This is a genomic window from Candidatus Odyssella thessalonicensis L13 (assembly GCF_000190415.1).
Taxonomy (GTDB): domain Bacteria; phylum Pseudomonadota; class Alphaproteobacteria; order Paracaedibacterales; family Paracaedibacteraceae; genus Paracaedibacter; species Paracaedibacter thessalonicensis.
Genome location: NZ_AEWF01000005.1, coordinates 1 through 18,013, shown reverse-complemented (window position 1 = coordinate 18,013; position 18,013 = coordinate 1). Strand labels below are relative to the sequence as shown.

Here is an 18,013-nt window from a genome sequence, read left to right as displayed (position 1 = left end):
GATAAAAAGAGGGAAAATCTCCCCCTCTCTTACATTATTAAATTAAAGTTTCGGGTTGCCTCTATTGGCGCTAAAGATTTGGAAACCTCCCAAGAAATTTTTGCTTAACCGGGTCATTGGCAAAAACGTTATAATCATTTCTATAGCGTTGTAGAGCATCTTCTTTTAATGCTCTCAACTCATCAGTAGTCAATTGCTTCTTTTGGGGTCCTTGGCCCTTTGAATTGCCGCCAGCTTGTCCTCTATCACCTTGATCGCCTCTCTGCCCACGTTCGTGATCGAGAAATCTTGGTGCCTCTTCCCTATACCTATTACCGTTTCCTAAAATTTGTGTTCCACTTTCACAATTAGCCCAAAAATCTGTGCCACTATGATCATATTTTCCTGGATGATACGTATATGTGACTTTATATCTAACTCGTCCGCCCAGACCGCCAGCACTGCCTGCACCTCCACTTCCAGAACTCCCATTGTAAGTATCATTATCTGCCATGGTATAGGCTAGGTTAGGACATTCCACCTCAATAAGACCTTGATGCCCTTTTATCCCCCCCTGTCCACCAGCAAAACCTCGATGTCCTTTTGCTCCTTTTATACCAGCCTGTCGATACTCTTTCTTAACATAGGAAATAGTTAAATGGTCTTTATAGAATACCCCACGATGACCCTTTGGCTCTTCATCAGTGCCCCCATGAACTTTTAATGCAGACACAAAGTATCTATCTTTTTCTGGATCCCATACACCGTGTCCCACAGTAATTGGAATAGAACTACTCTCATTCCATCCTCCTTCATTACCTTCCACTGCAGCAACTATATCAGTATTGTCGCCTCCTGCTTGCCCACCTTCTCCTGAGCCACCATTCCTTTTGATTACAAACTTGGTAGTTTCTTGGGGATGAGCGGCTTTATATACATCCTTAAAATTATTTGTAACTAGTACCAAGTTACCACCATTTTCTCCATGTCTGCCTGGATTTCCCGCGGTATTATTGGCAGCTTTACCTCGCTCAGCAGGGTAATGGGAGTTGCCACTAAGGTTCATGGTGACAGACTGTGTTAATTGAAGTATTTCAGGCGCAATCCCTATAACGGTTGCTCCGTTTAACGTTAAATTATCATCTGCCAACAAATTTCTTAAAGAAAATAGATTAAGCTTCAGCACTTGACTTGTAATCGTTTCCCGCCCCTGAAAATTCGTCACATCCGAAAAACCAATCAAATAACCAATAAGGGTTAATTCTTTATTTTGACTATTAAAAGTATAATTAATACCATTTCCTAAATTCTCAATCCTTGCCTTTAATTCTGTCAAAGGATTTATCCAAGCACGCAAGTTAGGAACAATATGTGTATTGATTCTGTTAAGAAAAGTGATATAGTGTATATTTTTTGCAATTCTCTCATACATATGAGATATAGCACATGTCTGCAGGACATCTTGCAATTCTTGCTCAAATTTAGGCAAAGTAGGGGGATCAGTAAAAATGAGTTTTTTTGCGAGTTGGCTAAAATGATCTCTGAGCTTTTCAGCTGTTTCAATGTTAGTTTGAATTCTTTCGTCGCAATAATTATAAATTGCTGACACAACATCGTTGGCGATATAGTGCTGAGTATTGCCATTAATGTTATTTGCGTGACCTTGCGCCAAATTTTGAGAATGAGGGGAACGAAAAGCGCTTATCCAATCAGCGCATCTATAATCAACATTTTGGTTAATTCTCTTAAGAAAAGTAATATATTTTATATGCTTACTAATCTTATCATACAAATTTAATACCTCGCATGTTTGAAGAACATTTTGTAGATTTCTTTCAAATACAGATAAGGTAGGGGGATGATCAAAATCTAGATCAGTTGCGAGCCGGTTAAAAAAGTCTCTAAGCTCTGTAGCTGGTTCATTACCATTTTGAGTTTTTTCAGTACAATAATTATAAATTTCTGGCATAATAGTGTTTGATATGTATTCTCCAATTTTTATATTAATTTCAATTGCAAGTTCTTGAGCAAAATTCTTGGCTTTCTCAGATACTGTTGGGGTTGGATGCAAGTCATTACTTTGAAGAGGAAGAGTACGACCTATAACATTTAATATGCCATCTTTTGTATCTTGCCTTATCCGTGTGTTCAAACCTAGAAAAGCTTCCTCTTGCCTTGGTGCTGGTGCTGGAAAAAGTGCTATTCTAGGATCATCTTCTGGAGAATTCTTGAGATCCAAAAGTAAAAAACGAGCCTCACGAGGCAAATCAACATCCACGTTGTCAGAAAGCAATTGTAATTCATACTGAACGTTTGAAATGTCCTTATCTCTTTGTCCAGTCATAACCAGACAACATCCTTGACCCAGACGTTTAATGGTATGGCCTCTTCTTGACGTCTCGTCTAATATTTTAGATTTAAAGGTACTCAATTTTTCAAGAGTTAACGCTCCTGTTATGTCAATCTGAAGTAGATGCGTATCGAGTATTCCTTCAATCACCTGACCCTGAGGCGCAATAACAGTGTATTTTAATTGATGACTACCTGTTTTTTCTAAATACATTTTCCCCTTTTCAGGAATTCTATCTGCAGGCAAGTCTGACGTTAAAAGAAGGTCGCACCTATTAATGTCCTTTTTAAAAAATTCCGTCATTGCCTTTATCGTATTTTGCACAGGTTCGGCTCTGCCTGCAAAGGAGTTCTCCGCTGTCACAAGTAGAATTTTTACAGGGCTAAAGGTTTGAAATAACTTGTTTATGGCATAGGCGTTTCTAATATCATTTTCTGGGACTCGTGTATCTCTAAACCCAGGACAATCATAATATACCCGTCTCTTATCAGGATCATACCAGTAACGAGGTGTCGCAGTTTGTGATGCATGTGTATGACCAGGTTCCATTCCGGGAATGGGGTCAATCACATCAACAAGCCAACCCCCTCTAGCGCTTCTTGTCGGCTTAAGTTCTTTTCCTGCTAAAAAATTTATCAGTGTACTTTTCCCATCCCCCGTATTCCCTATCGTGCAGATCATTTCATCCCACTGAGAATTATTTCGTCTTAAATCTTCTAAATCTGAGTCTATTGTTTGATCTACTTCTTCAATCTCTTTGATAATTCTTTTAATTCTTTCTGCAGCAGTCTCTGTTTGTTGCATTGCATCAGTAGAAGACAGGGAAAAAATCAATGCAACTAATCCCCAAAACATATTAATAACTTTGTTATAAAATGATTTTCTAAACATTTTTTTCTCTTTATAATTAAATAATTATTTTTTAACCTGCTAAAAATATAAAAATCTCTGTTTTCTGTTTCCTTACACTTTTCTCTCCTTAATAAAATAAATTGTTAAATTCTAAGATACTAAGCATACCTTGACTGTATGGTTTGTATCATGTAGTGCCTCTGCTGCTTGTTTTACTTTATCCATGCCTTTTATAAAATTCTTCGAAGCTCTTTCAAGAGCATCTTCTATGTTTGATGACCCATTCTCAATTGCGTCAGACAGATTTTTAAAAGCATCATTAAAAGATGATGCGGAATCTTTTAAACTGTCAGAAATTTCTTTTGCTGCATTTTTAAGATTCCTAGAGGCACCCACTATTCCGGTTTGAAGGTTTGTTGAAGCTTTTTCAAGATTTTCAGAAGCATCAACGAGAGCATTATTTAGTAATACTGCTGTACTGTTAAGGCTCCTTACAATAGTTTCAGTGTTTTGAGTTATATCCGCAGATATCTCTTTTGCAGTAAGGGATAAAGATTTCACAGCATTATTAAATTGCAGTGTTGCAAAATTTAATGTATTCGCTAGAGTATTGGCACTATATATCATTGCCTCAGAGATATTCTTTGAAGATTCTATAAAAGCATTCCCAGCACTTTTGCTGGCGTTTTCTATGCTTATCCCCAACTTCTCTATACTATTTCCGATGGTTTTAGCTATTACTACACCTGCCCCCTCAAGGTCTTCTATCACTCTCTGAGATGCGTGCTGTGTTAAAAATATGGCTGTTCCCGGATTTGTCAGGACATTTCTATTAATGTCAATAAACTCAATAACGTTATCTTTAAATTTTACTGCAAAGTCTGAAAAAAGAGTGACGCCTTCATTATTTATAATGTCACGAAGCCTTACTCCTATATTGTTATATGAGTCCCAAAAATATCCTGCCTTTCCAGGCTTTATTTCAACCCACCCCATTAAGGGAGCCTTTTCTAGTCCTTTGTGGTAAGATGGCATATCGAGATTTAAGAAAAAGTTCGCCCCTTCTGGAAGGGTGACAGTATCTATAAAATCTTTCTTTGCGCTCTCTCGTGCAATTATCTTGGATGATTTATCACAGCCTTTTTGGAAGTCTTTTATATTATATATTTGCAAAGAAAAATTTCCTGAAGTGATAAACAATCCATCTTGTATATAAGAAAGTGTCGGCGTATAAGCAAAAATAGAATCTGCATCATCCTGTACAATAGTGAGTTTCTGGGAGACATCTAGTTTTTGTAAATCGTATAACCCCTGAACTTGAGCAGCAGAAAGCATTTTATTTGAGAACTTTTCCTTTTTAGGGATCTTAAAAAGTAATGTATTAAGATCAACAGTTAATGGATTTAAGCTTAACAATTCATAAACAGGCTTTAGAGTCCAAAGATGAAGGGACTCTATATTTGCTGAAGGATAAGCGTCTATAGCAACCTTCTCTTTTCCTAAGTCATACTGAAGAAGAAAGGGGCGACGATCTTGATAGCAACGCTCAAATAACAATTGAAACTTTCCATTTCCTTTTAATTCAGCAATGCAATACTTTTTTCCCTCACTTTGAGTGCTTTGAATAGGTGTCTCTGAATCTAAATTGGTCAAATAGAAACGGTGAGGCATATCGCCTATTCTCTCAGTTCTTCCTACTTCTGCAAAAGAAAACAAGCTTTGTCTATTGATGTCTTGGCTAAATTTCAAAGTCCCATTATGCCCACTACTGAGGAAAGTTTTCCCGTCATGATTATCGGGAAGAAGGAGGTAAGACGCTCCTTTTACAGCAATGGGTTCTAGATGCTCTCCTCTAAAGGCTTCTACAAAACGATCATCTAGCCTTCCAGGCTCCGTCCCTTTGACACAGGAGGATGTTATCGCAAAAGAAAACACAGCAAAGGCAACTGTGGATAGCAAAGATATTTTATTAAGCTTTCTCATTAGTTTTCTCCTCTATGAACTAGCTTTCAACCCAATTGTTGGGAGCTTTATAGCGCTAACCTTATGGTAGTTTCAAAGAATTAATCTATCGGTAAAATACACGTACGTAGTGGGCAATTTTAGATACAAGCGGGCTGTCGAAAATCACTACGTTGGAGTTTTTTCCTCTCCGGGTATAGCAGTCTAGCTTTTTTAGATGCCCGAGGACTATATAATGTCACTTCTATAGGAGATCACTTTCTCAAAGGATGTAACAACCTTACTTACGTCAATACTCAGGGTCTGTCAGCTGCGATGCTTACTCTTCTTACATCCAAAATGGAACAAGGCAGAGTCTTTCTTCTAGAGTAAAGCAAAACCAGTGAGGCTTGAAATTTGATAAAGACCGCCCAATAACGCAGAGGGTAGAAGAGTGGAAAGATACTCTTATACTTCTCGATTCTCTTAGTGTAATATGAAGGAGTTTTGAGGCGCGAAAGAACGATTGCGAAATAGAGAGGAGAATACTGCGATAAACGTCAGGGGGCATTGAAAACGGGAAAATGGAAGCAATCTTAGATATCTCATACTGTGGAACAGTAAAGCTGCCCCTCTCACCATCCTAACCTCAATTGGCCTGCCTTAGATGATGCCCTCGGACGCTACTCCGTCCAACTAAGCCGCACCCTCCTCTACTGATCTGCATAAAAACATTCCAATATCCTTCTAACTATTTTTATTTCCCCTTTATGAGTTATTGATTAATATTTTATTGCTTTACTTTCTCAATTCCCCTACATTTTTCATGAATTATACTTCCTTGAATTGCATCTAAGAGCACCATTCAGTAGCAACTGGGAAAATTGCTAGCCAAAGGAACAAAATTATGCGAAGAAACGTTAAATTCTTATCTATTATAGTAGGCCTTCTAAATTTTGCTCACAGTATGGAGGAAGAAGATACCATTTGTAATGGTATAGACACCACCAGGCAAGGCATTCTGATATGTAGATCTAAAGACGATAGTTTAGATTATAAGAACTACGTGAATAAAATCCTAGTGGGGAAGGAAAACCCAGATCAAATTATTCGCTTTGCTGAAGCTGGGGAGCTAAGCGCTTACAAGACGATAATGATGATAGAAAGCATCCCAATGTCAGAAAAATTAGCGTTAACTGATCGCTTTGCTCAGTATTATCCAGATAATGCTGAAATGTTTGAACTTGCCGCAAAAACATGTATGGAGAATGGTTTAATTAAGAAGGGATTTAGTTTTTATGAGCAGGCTCTCGGTACAAGCAAAATGAGCAATAACGGTTTCTTACGTTATATTTATTACTTGACAAATTATAGAGCCCAAGAGCCTAACAGCATTCCTATAACTTGGAGATTGCTACAGCAATGGCAAAATAAGATTCAATCTGACATTTCACAAAAAAATCAATTTATTGACAAATGTGAGGAGCTTATTACCGCCTATGATCTATTTTTTAAAATTATTGTTTGTTTAGAAGAATACTGGAGCTTTGCTGTAGAAGCCATTAAGCTGGCCGAGAGAAATGATACGCCTGCTTTTATTAAAGGGATAATTTTTTTGCAATATCTCAATTTTAAAGGAACCCCTCTTGAAGCGTTTATTTACTATAATATAGGCTATCAATTTAATGATGAGGAGGAGTTACAACAAGGAGCCGAAGTAAGTAAGGAGGTAGCCTTAGAAAAGCAGATCCAGGACTATGAGAACCAAATTAATGATTTAATTAATGAGAATTTATCCAAGTTACTAAATCCCCCTCTTTTCAGTTCTAAACATATACTGAAGGATTTGACCAGCAGTTATTATATGCTGAGATTTACCAACCTGACGCTGACAGAAGAAGAAGTATGTCAACAATGTGCTAAAAGCTTTATACAAGCAAATCTCTCGACTTTGCTAAAGTACAAAGGAGAAAATTCTTATATAATTGCTAGGCTTAAATCCCTTGATGAAAACAATAAATACCTAATCGCCTTAATAGACTTTATAGCAGAGGCTATAAATAATGCTAAAAAATCATAGCAGAGAAAAGGATAAGCAAGAATAATCTATGCCTCAGTAGAGGAGATTAACCCTTTGCTTTTCTTAGGAGCTGAAAATGAATATGATTTTCTTATTATCAGCTTAGAGTAGTTATTACTAGTTTAAGAAAGCAATCTTATAGTTTATATTTTTAATATGGTGCTTTTACAGCCATATTATTCTTTATTGCTGACTGTCTTCTTCTATTAAATTTAGCTAACGTTTAACTTAATAGAATAGCGTAACTATCCCCTTCATACTTCTTGTAAAACTCTTCTTGCATATAATGCTCATGTCCTCCTATAGAATTAATTATCTGGAATAAAATTATTAAGATAAGTGTTCGCGTGAAATTGTGTAAATTTTTGCTTATGTGCTTTCTCTCCGCATTAAGTTGCCAAACCAGTCACACTCAAGATAATGATCAGCGTTAGCTTCTCGATCTTCCCCTTGAAATTCTTACCCTAATCTCTTCTTTTTCCGATCTTTCTGAAAACTTAGCTCTTAGAGAAATTTGCTTTTTCACTAAGAGCTGGGTTGATGACTTTTATGCGAAAATCATACAAAGGAATTTCAGCACTTTTAAAGAAACCTTTAATGCTGAATTTGAGGGGATCTCTCTAGGATATAGGAAGAGTTTGATTAAAAAGATTACATCAGATCTTCTCAAGAATGACGGATGTTTGTTTGTTCCTCAAACAAGCCGTTTTGAAGGATACCTTGCAAAGAACTATACAAGCATTAAGCTTTATCCTTACCTCAAAGAAGACAAAGATTGGGCCCAAGAATTATATAGCACACTTTTTGATAAGCAGCTGCCCAAAAAAATTTTGAGCTTGCCCTTCACCATCTTTTAGCTTGCCTTCCCATTACCCATATTTATGGGGCTCAGTTAGAATTAGATCCATCAGTAGTTGTTCAAAAATTTAAGGAGGTCCATCATGAGGCGCAGGTTGTAGCTCTTAAAAAACTAAAAGCAAAGCATAGCTACTTCCTTATCGGTATAGATCAGGATCGCGATAGATTAGCGACAAAACCGCACTTTATTATAATCAATCAATCTAATGCTGGTGATCTTGCTCACATTAACCAAGAGGATCATCTTCCAAAGGATCATCCTCATACGATTATTTATAATATCGATCAAGAAGTTGCTTTCTTCCCGCTCTTCATGGATTTGAGGTCTAAAGGTGATCTGATCAATCACTTGAGCTTCCCATAGTCAGCTGCCACAATATTATTCAGATGCTTAATTTGACGATGATCAATATCCGCAGGGCAACATCTTTCCTCGCTTATATCTTCTATGGCGGCTATATAAGCAGAAGCTTGTGCCGTATTAATTGATTGTGGTTTTTCCTACTTCTTTAAGGCCCGCAAAGCTTTTCTCAGGAATCTTGCTCGCTTTCTCTCATACTTCAGGGAGGACTATTTATTGTTGAGTCCAAAGATATGCTCCTAAGTTTGGGAAAGGGTAAGCTGGTATGCTAAGCCCAGAATTCTTCTTGGAAAGTTGAGAGAATATATATAAAAGCCAAAAGTCAATGAAAGTAATCTTATAGAGCTATAGCTTTTGGCGCAAAAACCAAAATCTTATTTTTTTGTCTTTACAATACGCATAACAAAGTTGCTGGAATTTTTATTTAGCACAACCATCTGGTTTACTTTATCAGCCCAGTGAGGGTGATGGGTGATAATAATCTTGGTGGCATGAGGTAGATATCGCTCAATGTTTTTTTGAATAATGGCATCCGTCTCTTTATCTAAAGAGGCCGTGCTTTCATCAAAGATGCATAAACCAGGATTCTTGAGAAAAAGGCGCGCAATGGCTAGACGCTGTTTTTCACCCCCAGAGAGTTTTACGCCTCGATCCCCTACCATGGTATCCAGGCCATCAGGAAGCTTGTAAAGCAGTGGTTCAAGATGTGCCTTTTTTACCACTTCTACAATATCTTCACGTATAGCATGAGGGCGTACAAATCTAATGTTATTGATAATTGTATCATTAAGTAGGTAACTTTCTTGAGGAACCCAACCCACTGCTTTGTAGAGAGAAGCAAGTTCAATGTTCTGAATGTTGATATCATTAATCAGAATCTCTCCCTCTAGGGGGTCGTATAAACGTAGTAATAGTTTCGCAATAGTTGATTTACCAATACCTGTTTTACCAGTAATAATAGCTGTTTGCCCAGCTTCAACACGAAAAGATAATTGGTTCAGAATAAGGCGATTATCGTATCGGAAAGAAACATTGCGAAATTCCACAGAAAATGATGATCCTGTGAGTATAACAGGATTCTTTATTTCTTGGATATTGCTGGGTGTTGATAGGGTTTCAAATACTCCTTTCATGTCAATTAGGGCTTTTTTTATGTCTTGTATGAGATGCCCTAAAATACCGATCGGCCCTACTAATTGCAGCATATAACCATTAAAAAGAACAAAGTCACCCGCAGTGAGTGCGCCATTACGTACACCAATACCGACATAATAGGTTAATATCGATAAACCAATTCCTAAGGTAAATGATTGTCCTATTTGAACACATGTGTATCGCTGAATAAAACCTATCTCAGCTTCTTCTCTCTTCTTGAGCTCGGTATTACAAACGCTAATAGCAAGATCCTGTCTACCAAACGTTTTGATAGCTTCATAGTTGGAAATCCAGTCTGTTACTACCCCGTCTACTTCACGATCGATGTTATTAGCGTGTTCGCGTAGCTTTATTATAGGCTTAATGGAAAGTAGCGCATACACAAAAAAGCTCGCCAATACACACGTAAGAATACTAACATAGAAAAGTGAATAGAAGATCATAATACCACCGATTACACATATAAATTCTACGAAGGTTGGTAAAATATAAAAGAATAAACCCAACATGACACTGGGAACATTTCTTTGTGCTCGGCGAATAATATTGGCTAAGGCTCCTGGCTTCTGATTAATAAAGTACTGATGAGATAAGCTGTAAAGATGAGCCAAGACCTTACTACCAAGTAAAAATGTTACACGCTGCTCCAAGCGAGAGGCTAAGAAAGAGCGAATATGTTGCGTGAGCTGACTTAGCATCCATAGGACACCATAACTCAAAAGTAGCCATGACATCCACATCCCTGTATCATTCTTAGAAAGGCTTTCCATAATGTATTTAAGTAAGAGAGGAAGAGTTAAGCTGGTGAGAATGCCGATTAATAAGAAGCACGCAGAACCAATAAAACTCCATCGCATGGAATGATCTGACAGGGCTTGCATAAAGATGTCCTTAAGATACTTATAATCTCTCATGTCAATCGACTCACTTCTCATATTAATTTGTCTGACCATATTTTAAGGAACATCTCAATAGAGCAAATCTGGATAAACGGCCATAGATGAATATTATCTCCATTACTTATGAGTGAGATCGTATGATATAAACCATCTTTATCTACAAAGCCTTGTTTAACCATTTCGCCTTCTAAACAGAGCTCCATAACAAACTCGATGTTTCTCTTCACACCGAGTTGTAGAGTTCCAGTTGTTTGGCATTTATCTCGTCTCCATACAGTATCAGTTTTAAAGCGTGTGTTAACGGAATGGCGTAATGGATAACGATCGTACCCTTTTTGGAATAAATCGTATGTTGGGAATGAGAGAGCAAAATTAACCACAGGCTCACAAAAGAACGGATATTGTTCAAGATAACAAGTATTGGCCCTTACCTGTACCGAGGCTAGCCCTTCAAATAGAGCATCGATTTGATCGTATTTTCCTGGAAGAATCCGTGATGAAATATCTTGATAAGCAGGATGAATAAACTCACTTGTCCTATGCCGGTTTATTTGATGATTAAACCAATAGGGAGACTTGTCTTGTGGATTTTCTCGTTTTTTAGGTTTTCTTGCTGCAAGGTAATTTGCAAGGTTTACCATATTTTGTACTAGGATGGGCGTTAAAGAGTCCCTATAAAAATGAGTGACTTCTTTAACCTTGTCCAGTAAACCTTTCGTACCATGGGTTAGCCAATAATCGGCAATACACTTTCTTGTGGGTGGGCGCATAAAAATGTGATCACTACCATGTCCACTCAGTAGAATACATGAGTCCCGGGATGGAAGATAATGGGACACTTCATTAATTAAAGCTGCACTGATGCAGCCAGAAAAAGGCTTGTTGATCTTTAATCCTTGATCTACTACATAGGGATCAAAAGGTAAAACTTGAGAGGTATCAATTTCTGTAAGATTAATACCAACCTCCTCACACACTTTTCGTGCATAAGTTAGCTCGTTCGATGATTGAATAGTTGAATCAAAGTAGTTAAAAGCTGAGAGTTTCTGATCAGGCCTAACAATTTTGCTTAAACAAAACACTAAAGCTGTAGAGTCTAATCCACCTGAAAGACTCACACATACGTTCTTGTAAGGTTCAATCAGGGGCTTGAGTACCGATTGTAAAACATCCACAGCATCAGTTGAAGTCAGCATCATTGAACTATGCGTAGCAAAAGGATTCCAAAAGGGTTGTATCGCACGACTATAAGGAGTAGCTGTTAGAGAACAACCGGGTGGGACTTCTTCCACCCCCTTAAAAGAAGTTTGAATCGCGCTACTGTTTCCATAAAAAAGGTAAGAACATAGATAATGCCAGTTGCGTTCAAGAGGAGACGATATATATTGCTGAATAAGCTCAATATGTGATGAGAAAATTAGATCACCTCCAGGTAAAGCATAATAAAAACAAGAAAGCTGCCCTGTAGGATCCACCATGACATTTAGCTTGTTAGCAACATCAATATACCAGTAAACATATTTACCCCACATTTTTTGGGGCAAATCCTGCTTAAGCTCTTGGGATAAAACTCCAAACTCTTGAGAAGTAATAATAGCACAATGATCTCTTTCAAAAATACGCCCTATTAGGACGGCTGAATCACTTTCCCAAACTTGATCTGTGTCTTGCTCAATGTGCTGCTTACCATAGACAAGGGTTAAATTCTTTTTAACCATACAAGATGGTTGGTCATCTATATGCTGTTGAAGGATAGATATTAACTCAGACCCTTTACCCTCAGCATTCTGTTGGCTCCAAAAACCAAGGTAAATCATACTTTTTCCTTTCTAAAAGGTTCATTAAGAATAATCCCAAGGCCCTCCCTAATTTCTTGGGAGTCCATCACTACCTTAGCATCGCATTCTACCCACGCATGGGCCATGAAAGGATAATTCTGCACTCCGATCTCTAAGTTGCATTTCCACCTTTTTTGCAAGGCCATTAAAACATACGTTATAGCCCATTCCAGGCATTTGGTTCGGCTAGGATAAATAAGGCAAGCTTTATTGACTATATTGGCTAAATGCTTTAAATCTGCTTCGCTTGGAATGAAGTAGTCACTCTTCTTCTTAGAGGCTTTTTTAATAAGGAGGATCGTTTGATAAAACCCCAAGAACTTGATATAAAAGTTAACTTTGATTAAATGCCTTAAAGCGTTAAGAACAGAAAAGCTTAAGGGTAATTTTTCTTCATTCAATGGTAGACGCCAATCAATATTGGAAACGCCGGCAGACTCTGACTTACAGTCTGTATAGAAAGAGTACGGTATCTTTTGAGGGTGCACGATTCTCTCGCTAAGCAATATATTTAGATAATTTTGATCCGATTCCTCAAGCTCTTGATTGTGTACAACTTTTAATAAAACATCAGCAAAGACTGAAGAGCATATAGTGTACTTATCTTTCTTGGTATCGAGCACAATAACTTGATCACGAAATTGGGTGATATAAATATGAGGAGAAAGCGAGTAATATATCATTTTAATTTGGTACTTTAAGAATCGTTTAATCGGTTCTGTCACATACTTTCTTAACAGATGTGACAGAACCATTCTTCACTTCAAGCTGATAGTTTAGGCATCAAACTTTTGCAATGAGGTCACTCCGCCTTGCTCAAATTTCGCTCCACAACCTCCAGCAGTGATAGTTGATGCAGACTGAGATATATTTATAAGGCCTGCGTGTTCGTTTTTATCTAATTTATTGAAAAAACTTTTTACCATTATAGATTTCTTTAAGTATTTCATTTATGTGTTCTCCTTAATTTGGATTATTAATTTGTCTTCACTGTATGTGGAAGACAATTTGACCCTAAATTACTCTTCTGGAGATCTTCTATCGACAAAAAACACGTATAAATAGGAAACATGTAAATTTTACATAAATTACAGAGGAAAAAGATTTACAAAGAAGCGGTCAAAATAAATAAGTCCAGAGTATTGAAAGATAAGAGTGATATATTGACCACGGGCTAATCTGTAGGCATTAAAACAACCTTCTAAGAAAATTAATCCATCTATTCATGAACTAACGCTAGCTGAGATATACCGAAAAAATACGTAGATGTTTTACTTAGAGAAGTAGAGCAATTTTTGTTATCCATTCTACAGCAATGATATCCTTTTGAAGAATTAGCCCCTAAGTGAGCACTTAACGTATGACAGTAAAATACCTCCTCCAAAAAACATTATTATGGGATACTATAAAAACGGTCAATGGTATCACCCTGACTGCCCGAGAAATTGATATAGTCTCTTGTCTGGTTTATGGCCGGACCTCTAAGAAAATAGCCTCCCTTTTATCAATCACTCCCAGAACCGTGGAAACTCATATCCGAAATATTATGCAGAAATTAGGATATCATTCACAAGAAAGCATAAGAGATTTTATAGAAAAATCAGACGATTTTATCTTTTTACAGACTCATTATCTGAACCTATTAATTGCTAAAGACTTTGAAAGAACGCTTAAAGAGATTTCGGATCTTTTCATAAGTAGAATATGTGGACCTAAAATTGTTCATATAAGAACAGAGGAGGATAACTCTCCTCTTATTGAACAAATTATATATCAATTGGAATTACTGGGGACCAATATAATCAAAGTTATAAGAAAGAATATAAGGGCCGACCTTTCTCACCAGGCGGATTGCATTATTTTTGCCTTCACTAATTCGTTAGTAAAAATTCTAAAAGAAAATGAAGGACAAAAAGGGTTAAAAACTGCACAGTTTATAGAAGAAACGAGGAAACCTTCATCTAAATTTCTATTTCTTTCGCTGCAAGAGCAAGAAAATGAGGAAGAATTGGAAGAACCCTTTAAAATTATCCCTCTGAAGGCGCAAGATTACGATAACCATTATTATTTATTTTTCGCAATTTTAGAAAGGATCTTTCCTGAAATCAATTTGAAAAACATTATTGCTTCCTTTAAAGAAAAAGTCCAGCGTCTCTGCTTTTTCCCCCTCATACTGGATGATAAAGGTAAAAATGCCATAAATTCCTTTGCTCCTGGAAAGAATCCTACCTATATAAGCTTGAAAAATTTTTTAAAAGAGAGAAGGAGATGGGTAATTATAGGAACAATTATCTGTACTTGCTTGGCGTATTTATGCCTATCTCTGTTTAGTTCCTTACAATCCAGCAGAACCGCTTTTCTTTTAGAAGGCTCAAGAATTCCTTTTGTTCGATCCTTATTACCTCTTCCCGCTGAGAGAGCCTTTCTACAGCGGCCAATCTTGCTAAAGCAGATTAGAGATGGATTTAAGGGAGAGGAAGATATACAAACAGTGGCTTTGGTCGGAATTGGGGGCGCTGGAAAAACAACGCTTGCTCGGCAACATGCTCAACATCATCAATATTCTATTGCATGGGAAATTAATGCAGAAACCAAGATAAGCCTTATACAGTCTCTAGAGAATATGGCACAGGCGCTAGCATTTACAGAAGAACATCAAAGAGTATTGAGAAGTATTCAAAGTATGAAGCAATGTGCTGAAAAGGAAGAGAAAGTACTTTCATTTATAAAGGAGAGGTTGAAAGCTCAACCGGGCTGGCTGTTGATCTATGATAATGTGGGTCTTTTTACGGAAATCCAAGATTATTTTCCACAGGATGCTAGTGCTTGGGGAAGAGGGAAGATTATTTTAACCACTCGAGACAATAACATTCAGAATAACAGCCAAGTGAACCACGTCATTCATATTGAAGAGCTAAGTCCGGGACAACAGTTAGCTCTTTTCCTTAAAATTATGAGCAATGGAATGATTAATACTTTTACATTTGCCCAAAAAGAAGACATAAGAAAGTTTCTAGAAAAAATACCTTCATTTCCTTTGGATACTTCAGTAGCAGCTTATTATTTAAAAGCTACCAATATTTCTTATGAAAAGTACCTAGGCGCTATGGCTCAGAATAATAAAGATTTTCTTAAGCTGCAAGAAACCCTTTTAAGAGAAGCTGGAGGGTATACTAAGACTCGATATGGTATAATCACTACCTCTCTGCAACGTTTAATAGAGACTCATAAAGATTTTTGTGAACTTTTATTATTTATTAGCCTTCTTGACTCACAAAATATTCCAAAGGATCTATTAGTTGCATATAAAAACTCAGAGGTTGCTGATAACTTTATTTACCATTTAAATAAATATTCTCTTATAGAGGAGCAAGTATTTTCATCTAAGCCAGCTATTTCGATCCACCGTAGTTTGCAGGCGATTTCTCTTGCTTATCTATCTCAGGCTTTAGGATTGGCAAAGGATAAGCAGCAATTGCGGAGAATTGTATCTATTTTGGAAAGGACAGTCTACGACGCAGTAAAGAAGGATGATTTAGAACGAATAAAATCCCTGCTTCCTCATTGTGAATCTCTATTAATGCATACAAGTTTATTAACAAAGCATATGAAGACTTTAATAGAGAGCAGTTTAGGATTCGCTTACTATTGTCTAAGCTATTATGAAAAAGCAAGAGATCTCTTAGCAAAAGCTCACAAGAACATGAAAGGTAATCCGATATCCGATTATGAGTTAGAAGTAAGAATTTTAAGCTATCTAGGCCTTTGTATTAAAGCAGTAGGAGACCGCAAGGAGGCAAAAGAAGTTTTTGAGAAGAGTATTTCTCTTTATAAAGAGCATGAATTGGAAAACAGCAACGAGCTAGCTTGGGCTCTTCTCAATCTAGGGGATGTTTATAGGCTCTTAGGCATTTATGATAAAGCAAAGGATGTCTTAGAGCAAAGCTTGCTAATTTATAAGCATAACGGTTCTAAAAATTATATTGGCAAAGCAAGAGCCCTTTTATATTTGGGCACCGTTTATAGAGATATTGGCGCTTATAGTAAAGCTATAGATTTATTAGAAAGCAGCCTTAAGATCTATAAAGCTTATGTCTCTAAAGACCATCTTCGTATTGCTCGCATTCTAGCGCATCTGGGAACACTTAATAGAGAAATGGGATATGGTTTAAAAGCTAAAGATTTTACTGAGCAAAGCCTTGCTATTTATCAAAGTGTATTACCTCAAGATCACATTGATATTGGTTGGACTTTAGCATATCTGGGAAAGGTTCATATAAACTTAGGTAATTACTCAGAAGCCAAAAAGTTACTAGAAAAGAGTTATGCTATCCATAAAAAGTTTTATCCTCAAGATCATATTGAATATGCTTGGGTATGTTTATATTTAGGAGAAGCTTATAGTCGCTTAAAAGAATTTGATAAAGCAGAAAAACTTCTGTGCCAAAGCCTTCACCGTTATAAGATACATTACGGCTCTGAACATATAGAGGCAGCAAATGCTCTGCTCTTAGTAGGTCACTTTTACTTATTAAGCGGCAATATGGAATTAGCTGAGTCTTACTTTAATGAAGCGCTCGCCATCTATAGAAAAAGTAAACATCCCAATATTTATAAGGCTCTTGAAGGATTATCTGAAGTATATATAACGCGAGCAAGCATAATTGAAAAGCAAGATGATATACAACAATCAAAAATATATAAACAACAAGCAAACAACTATTTAAGCCAAGCACGACAGATAATCAATAATTACTTTCCTGAGAACTCTCCACATTTAGCAAAAATCCATAAACTTCAGCTAATGCTCTGAAAGGAGGAAGGGCGCTGTCGTGCGGCAGCTAAGCATCGCCACAACAAGTATCTAAATAATATAATGGAAGCTGATTGCAGAAAGCTTAAACGATGATCCAACCCAACTTTCAGCTATTGCAGCACTTACTGCCAGAGTAATATAAGTGTAAAAGCGATCACTTGATAACATACTCTCCAGGTGATTAATTGTCTCAGGACAATAAATAAAGTTTGGCATTAATAATAAATACTACTACATTGTAAATGTAGCTCTCGGTCCTGCCTCTGCTTGCATGCATCCGAGGCTTTTTTATTTTTAGATATAACAAATTGTCTATATCTTCACTAGCTATTTATTTTGAAGAACAACACACAATAATTTTAAACAAATCGCTTGCTTTGGTAATAAGGTAAAAGAATATTCCATTTTGCGTGCTCATTTTGTAACTTTGTCATGCATTATGATATAAAAGCATACTTGAAATTAATACACCATTTTGCAGTTTCTCATATCTCTGATAAATTGTAGAAAGTTACAACCTAAGAGAGAACGATCATGAATAAAACTGATCTCATTAAAGCAGTTTCTGACCAATGCAATCTACCACAGAGCAATGTAAATCAAATTTTTGATGCTATCTTAGCAACGGTTACAGCTAGCCTTAAAAAAAAGGAAGAAGTTAATCTGCCAGGCTTTGGTAAGTTTAAGGTGACTGAAAGAGCTGCTCGTAAAGGACGCAACCCACAAACGGGACAAGAGATTACTATTGCTGCCTCCAAGGCCCCATCCTTTTCTGCCGGTAAAGCGCTTAAAGACGCGGTAAACTAAGTGATAAGCGGCTTCTAAGTCGCTATAAGCTTGCGCACCATTAATGGTCAGCTATCCTGCTTGCCACTTGCGCAAGC

Annotated in this window: 12 protein-coding genes; 4 read left to right on the top strand and 8 right to left on the bottom strand. The window is 36.9% G+C overall.

Annotated features, from left to right (window positions below; genetic code table 11):
* Window positions 1-70 precede the first annotated feature (70 nt).
* Entirely contained in the window at window positions 71-3,220 is a 3,150-nt protein-coding gene (locus tag HMO_RS0108885) for a P-loop NTPase family protein (RefSeq protein ID WP_010301687.1), read from the bottom strand.
* Between the two features lie 111 nt (window positions 3,221-3,331).
* The gene (locus tag HMO_RS0108880; protein ID WP_010301684.1) at window positions 3,332-5,164 is read right to left on the bottom strand and encodes a hypothetical protein; all 1,833 of its coding nucleotides are present in this window, start codon (window positions 5,162-5,164) and stop codon (window positions 3,332-3,334) included.
* An 865-nt stretch (window positions 5,165-6,029) separates the two neighbouring features.
* Here HMO_RS0108880 and HMO_RS0108875 point away from each other — a divergent pair.
* Together HMO_RS0108875 and HMO_RS0108870 are read left to right on the top strand one after the other, a co-directional pair.
* Window positions 6,030-7,202, top strand: a complete 1,173-nt coding sequence (locus HMO_RS0108875; protein ID WP_010301681.1) for a hypothetical protein — start codon at window positions 6,030-6,032, stop codon at window positions 7,200-7,202.
* Between the two features lie 638 nt (window positions 7,203-7,840).
* Complete coding sequence (locus tag HMO_RS0108870; RefSeq protein ID WP_010301678.1) at window positions 7,841-8,059, top strand: hypothetical protein; 219 nt, start codon at window positions 7,841-7,843, stop codon at window positions 8,057-8,059.
* Between the two features lie 167 nt (window positions 8,060-8,226).
* Here HMO_RS0108870 and HMO_RS0108865 read toward each other — a convergent pair whose 3' ends face one another.
* The 6 genes from HMO_RS0108865 to HMO_RS17045 all read right to left on the bottom strand — a co-directional run bounded on the left by HMO_RS0108865 (window position 8,227) and on the right by HMO_RS17045 (window position 13,263).
* Window positions 8,227-8,409: a hypothetical protein gene (locus tag HMO_RS0108865; protein WP_010301675.1), complete on the bottom strand. Its 183-nt coding sequence runs from the start codon at window positions 8,407-8,409 to the stop codon at window positions 8,227-8,229.
* Window positions 8,406-8,501 (bottom strand): hypothetical protein, encoded by a 96-nt coding sequence (locus HMO_RS17665; RefSeq protein ID WP_425358521.1) that lies wholly within the window; start codon window positions 8,499-8,501, stop codon window positions 8,406-8,408. The genes HMO_RS0108865 and HMO_RS17665 overlap by 4 nt, the downstream gene beginning before the upstream one ends.
* 294 nt (window positions 8,502-8,795) lie before the next feature.
* Window positions 8,796-10,457 carry an ATP-binding cassette domain-containing protein gene (locus HMO_RS14465; RefSeq protein ID WP_010301672.1) on the bottom strand — a complete coding sequence of 554 codons (1,662 nt, stop codon included), beginning with the start codon at window positions 10,455-10,457 and terminating at the stop codon, window positions 8,796-8,798.
* A gap of 50 nt (window positions 10,458-10,507) precedes the next feature.
* Entirely contained in the window at window positions 10,508-12,292 is a 1,785-nt protein-coding gene (locus HMO_RS0108855) for an asparagine synthase-related protein (RefSeq protein WP_010301667.1), read from the bottom strand.
* Complete coding sequence (locus HMO_RS0108850) at window positions 12,289-13,068, bottom strand: lasso peptide biosynthesis B2 protein (protein ID WP_010301664.1); 780 nt, start codon at window positions 13,066-13,068, stop codon at window positions 12,289-12,291. The genes HMO_RS0108855 and HMO_RS0108850 overlap by 4 nt, the downstream gene beginning before the upstream one ends.
* A 21-nt stretch (window positions 13,069-13,089) precedes the next feature.
* Window positions 13,090-13,263, bottom strand: coding sequence for a hypothetical protein (locus tag HMO_RS17045; RefSeq protein WP_010301663.1), 174 nt, complete (start codon window positions 13,261-13,263; stop codon window positions 13,090-13,092).
* A 410-nt stretch (window positions 13,264-13,673) separates the two neighbouring features.
* On the opposite strand from HMO_RS17045, the gene HMO_RS0108840 reads away from it, so the two are divergent.
* A complete protein-coding gene (locus HMO_RS0108840; protein WP_010301658.1) occupies window positions 13,674-17,126 on the top strand; it encodes a tetratricopeptide repeat protein in 3,453 nt (1,150 codons plus the stop codon).
* Window positions 17,127-17,663: 537 nt separating this feature from the next.
* On the top strand, window positions 17,664-17,936 hold the full coding sequence (locus HMO_RS0108835; RefSeq protein ID WP_010301655.1) for an HU family DNA-binding protein: 273 nt from the start codon (window positions 17,664-17,666) through the stop codon (window positions 17,934-17,936).
* Window positions 17,937-18,013 lie beyond the last annotated feature (77 nt).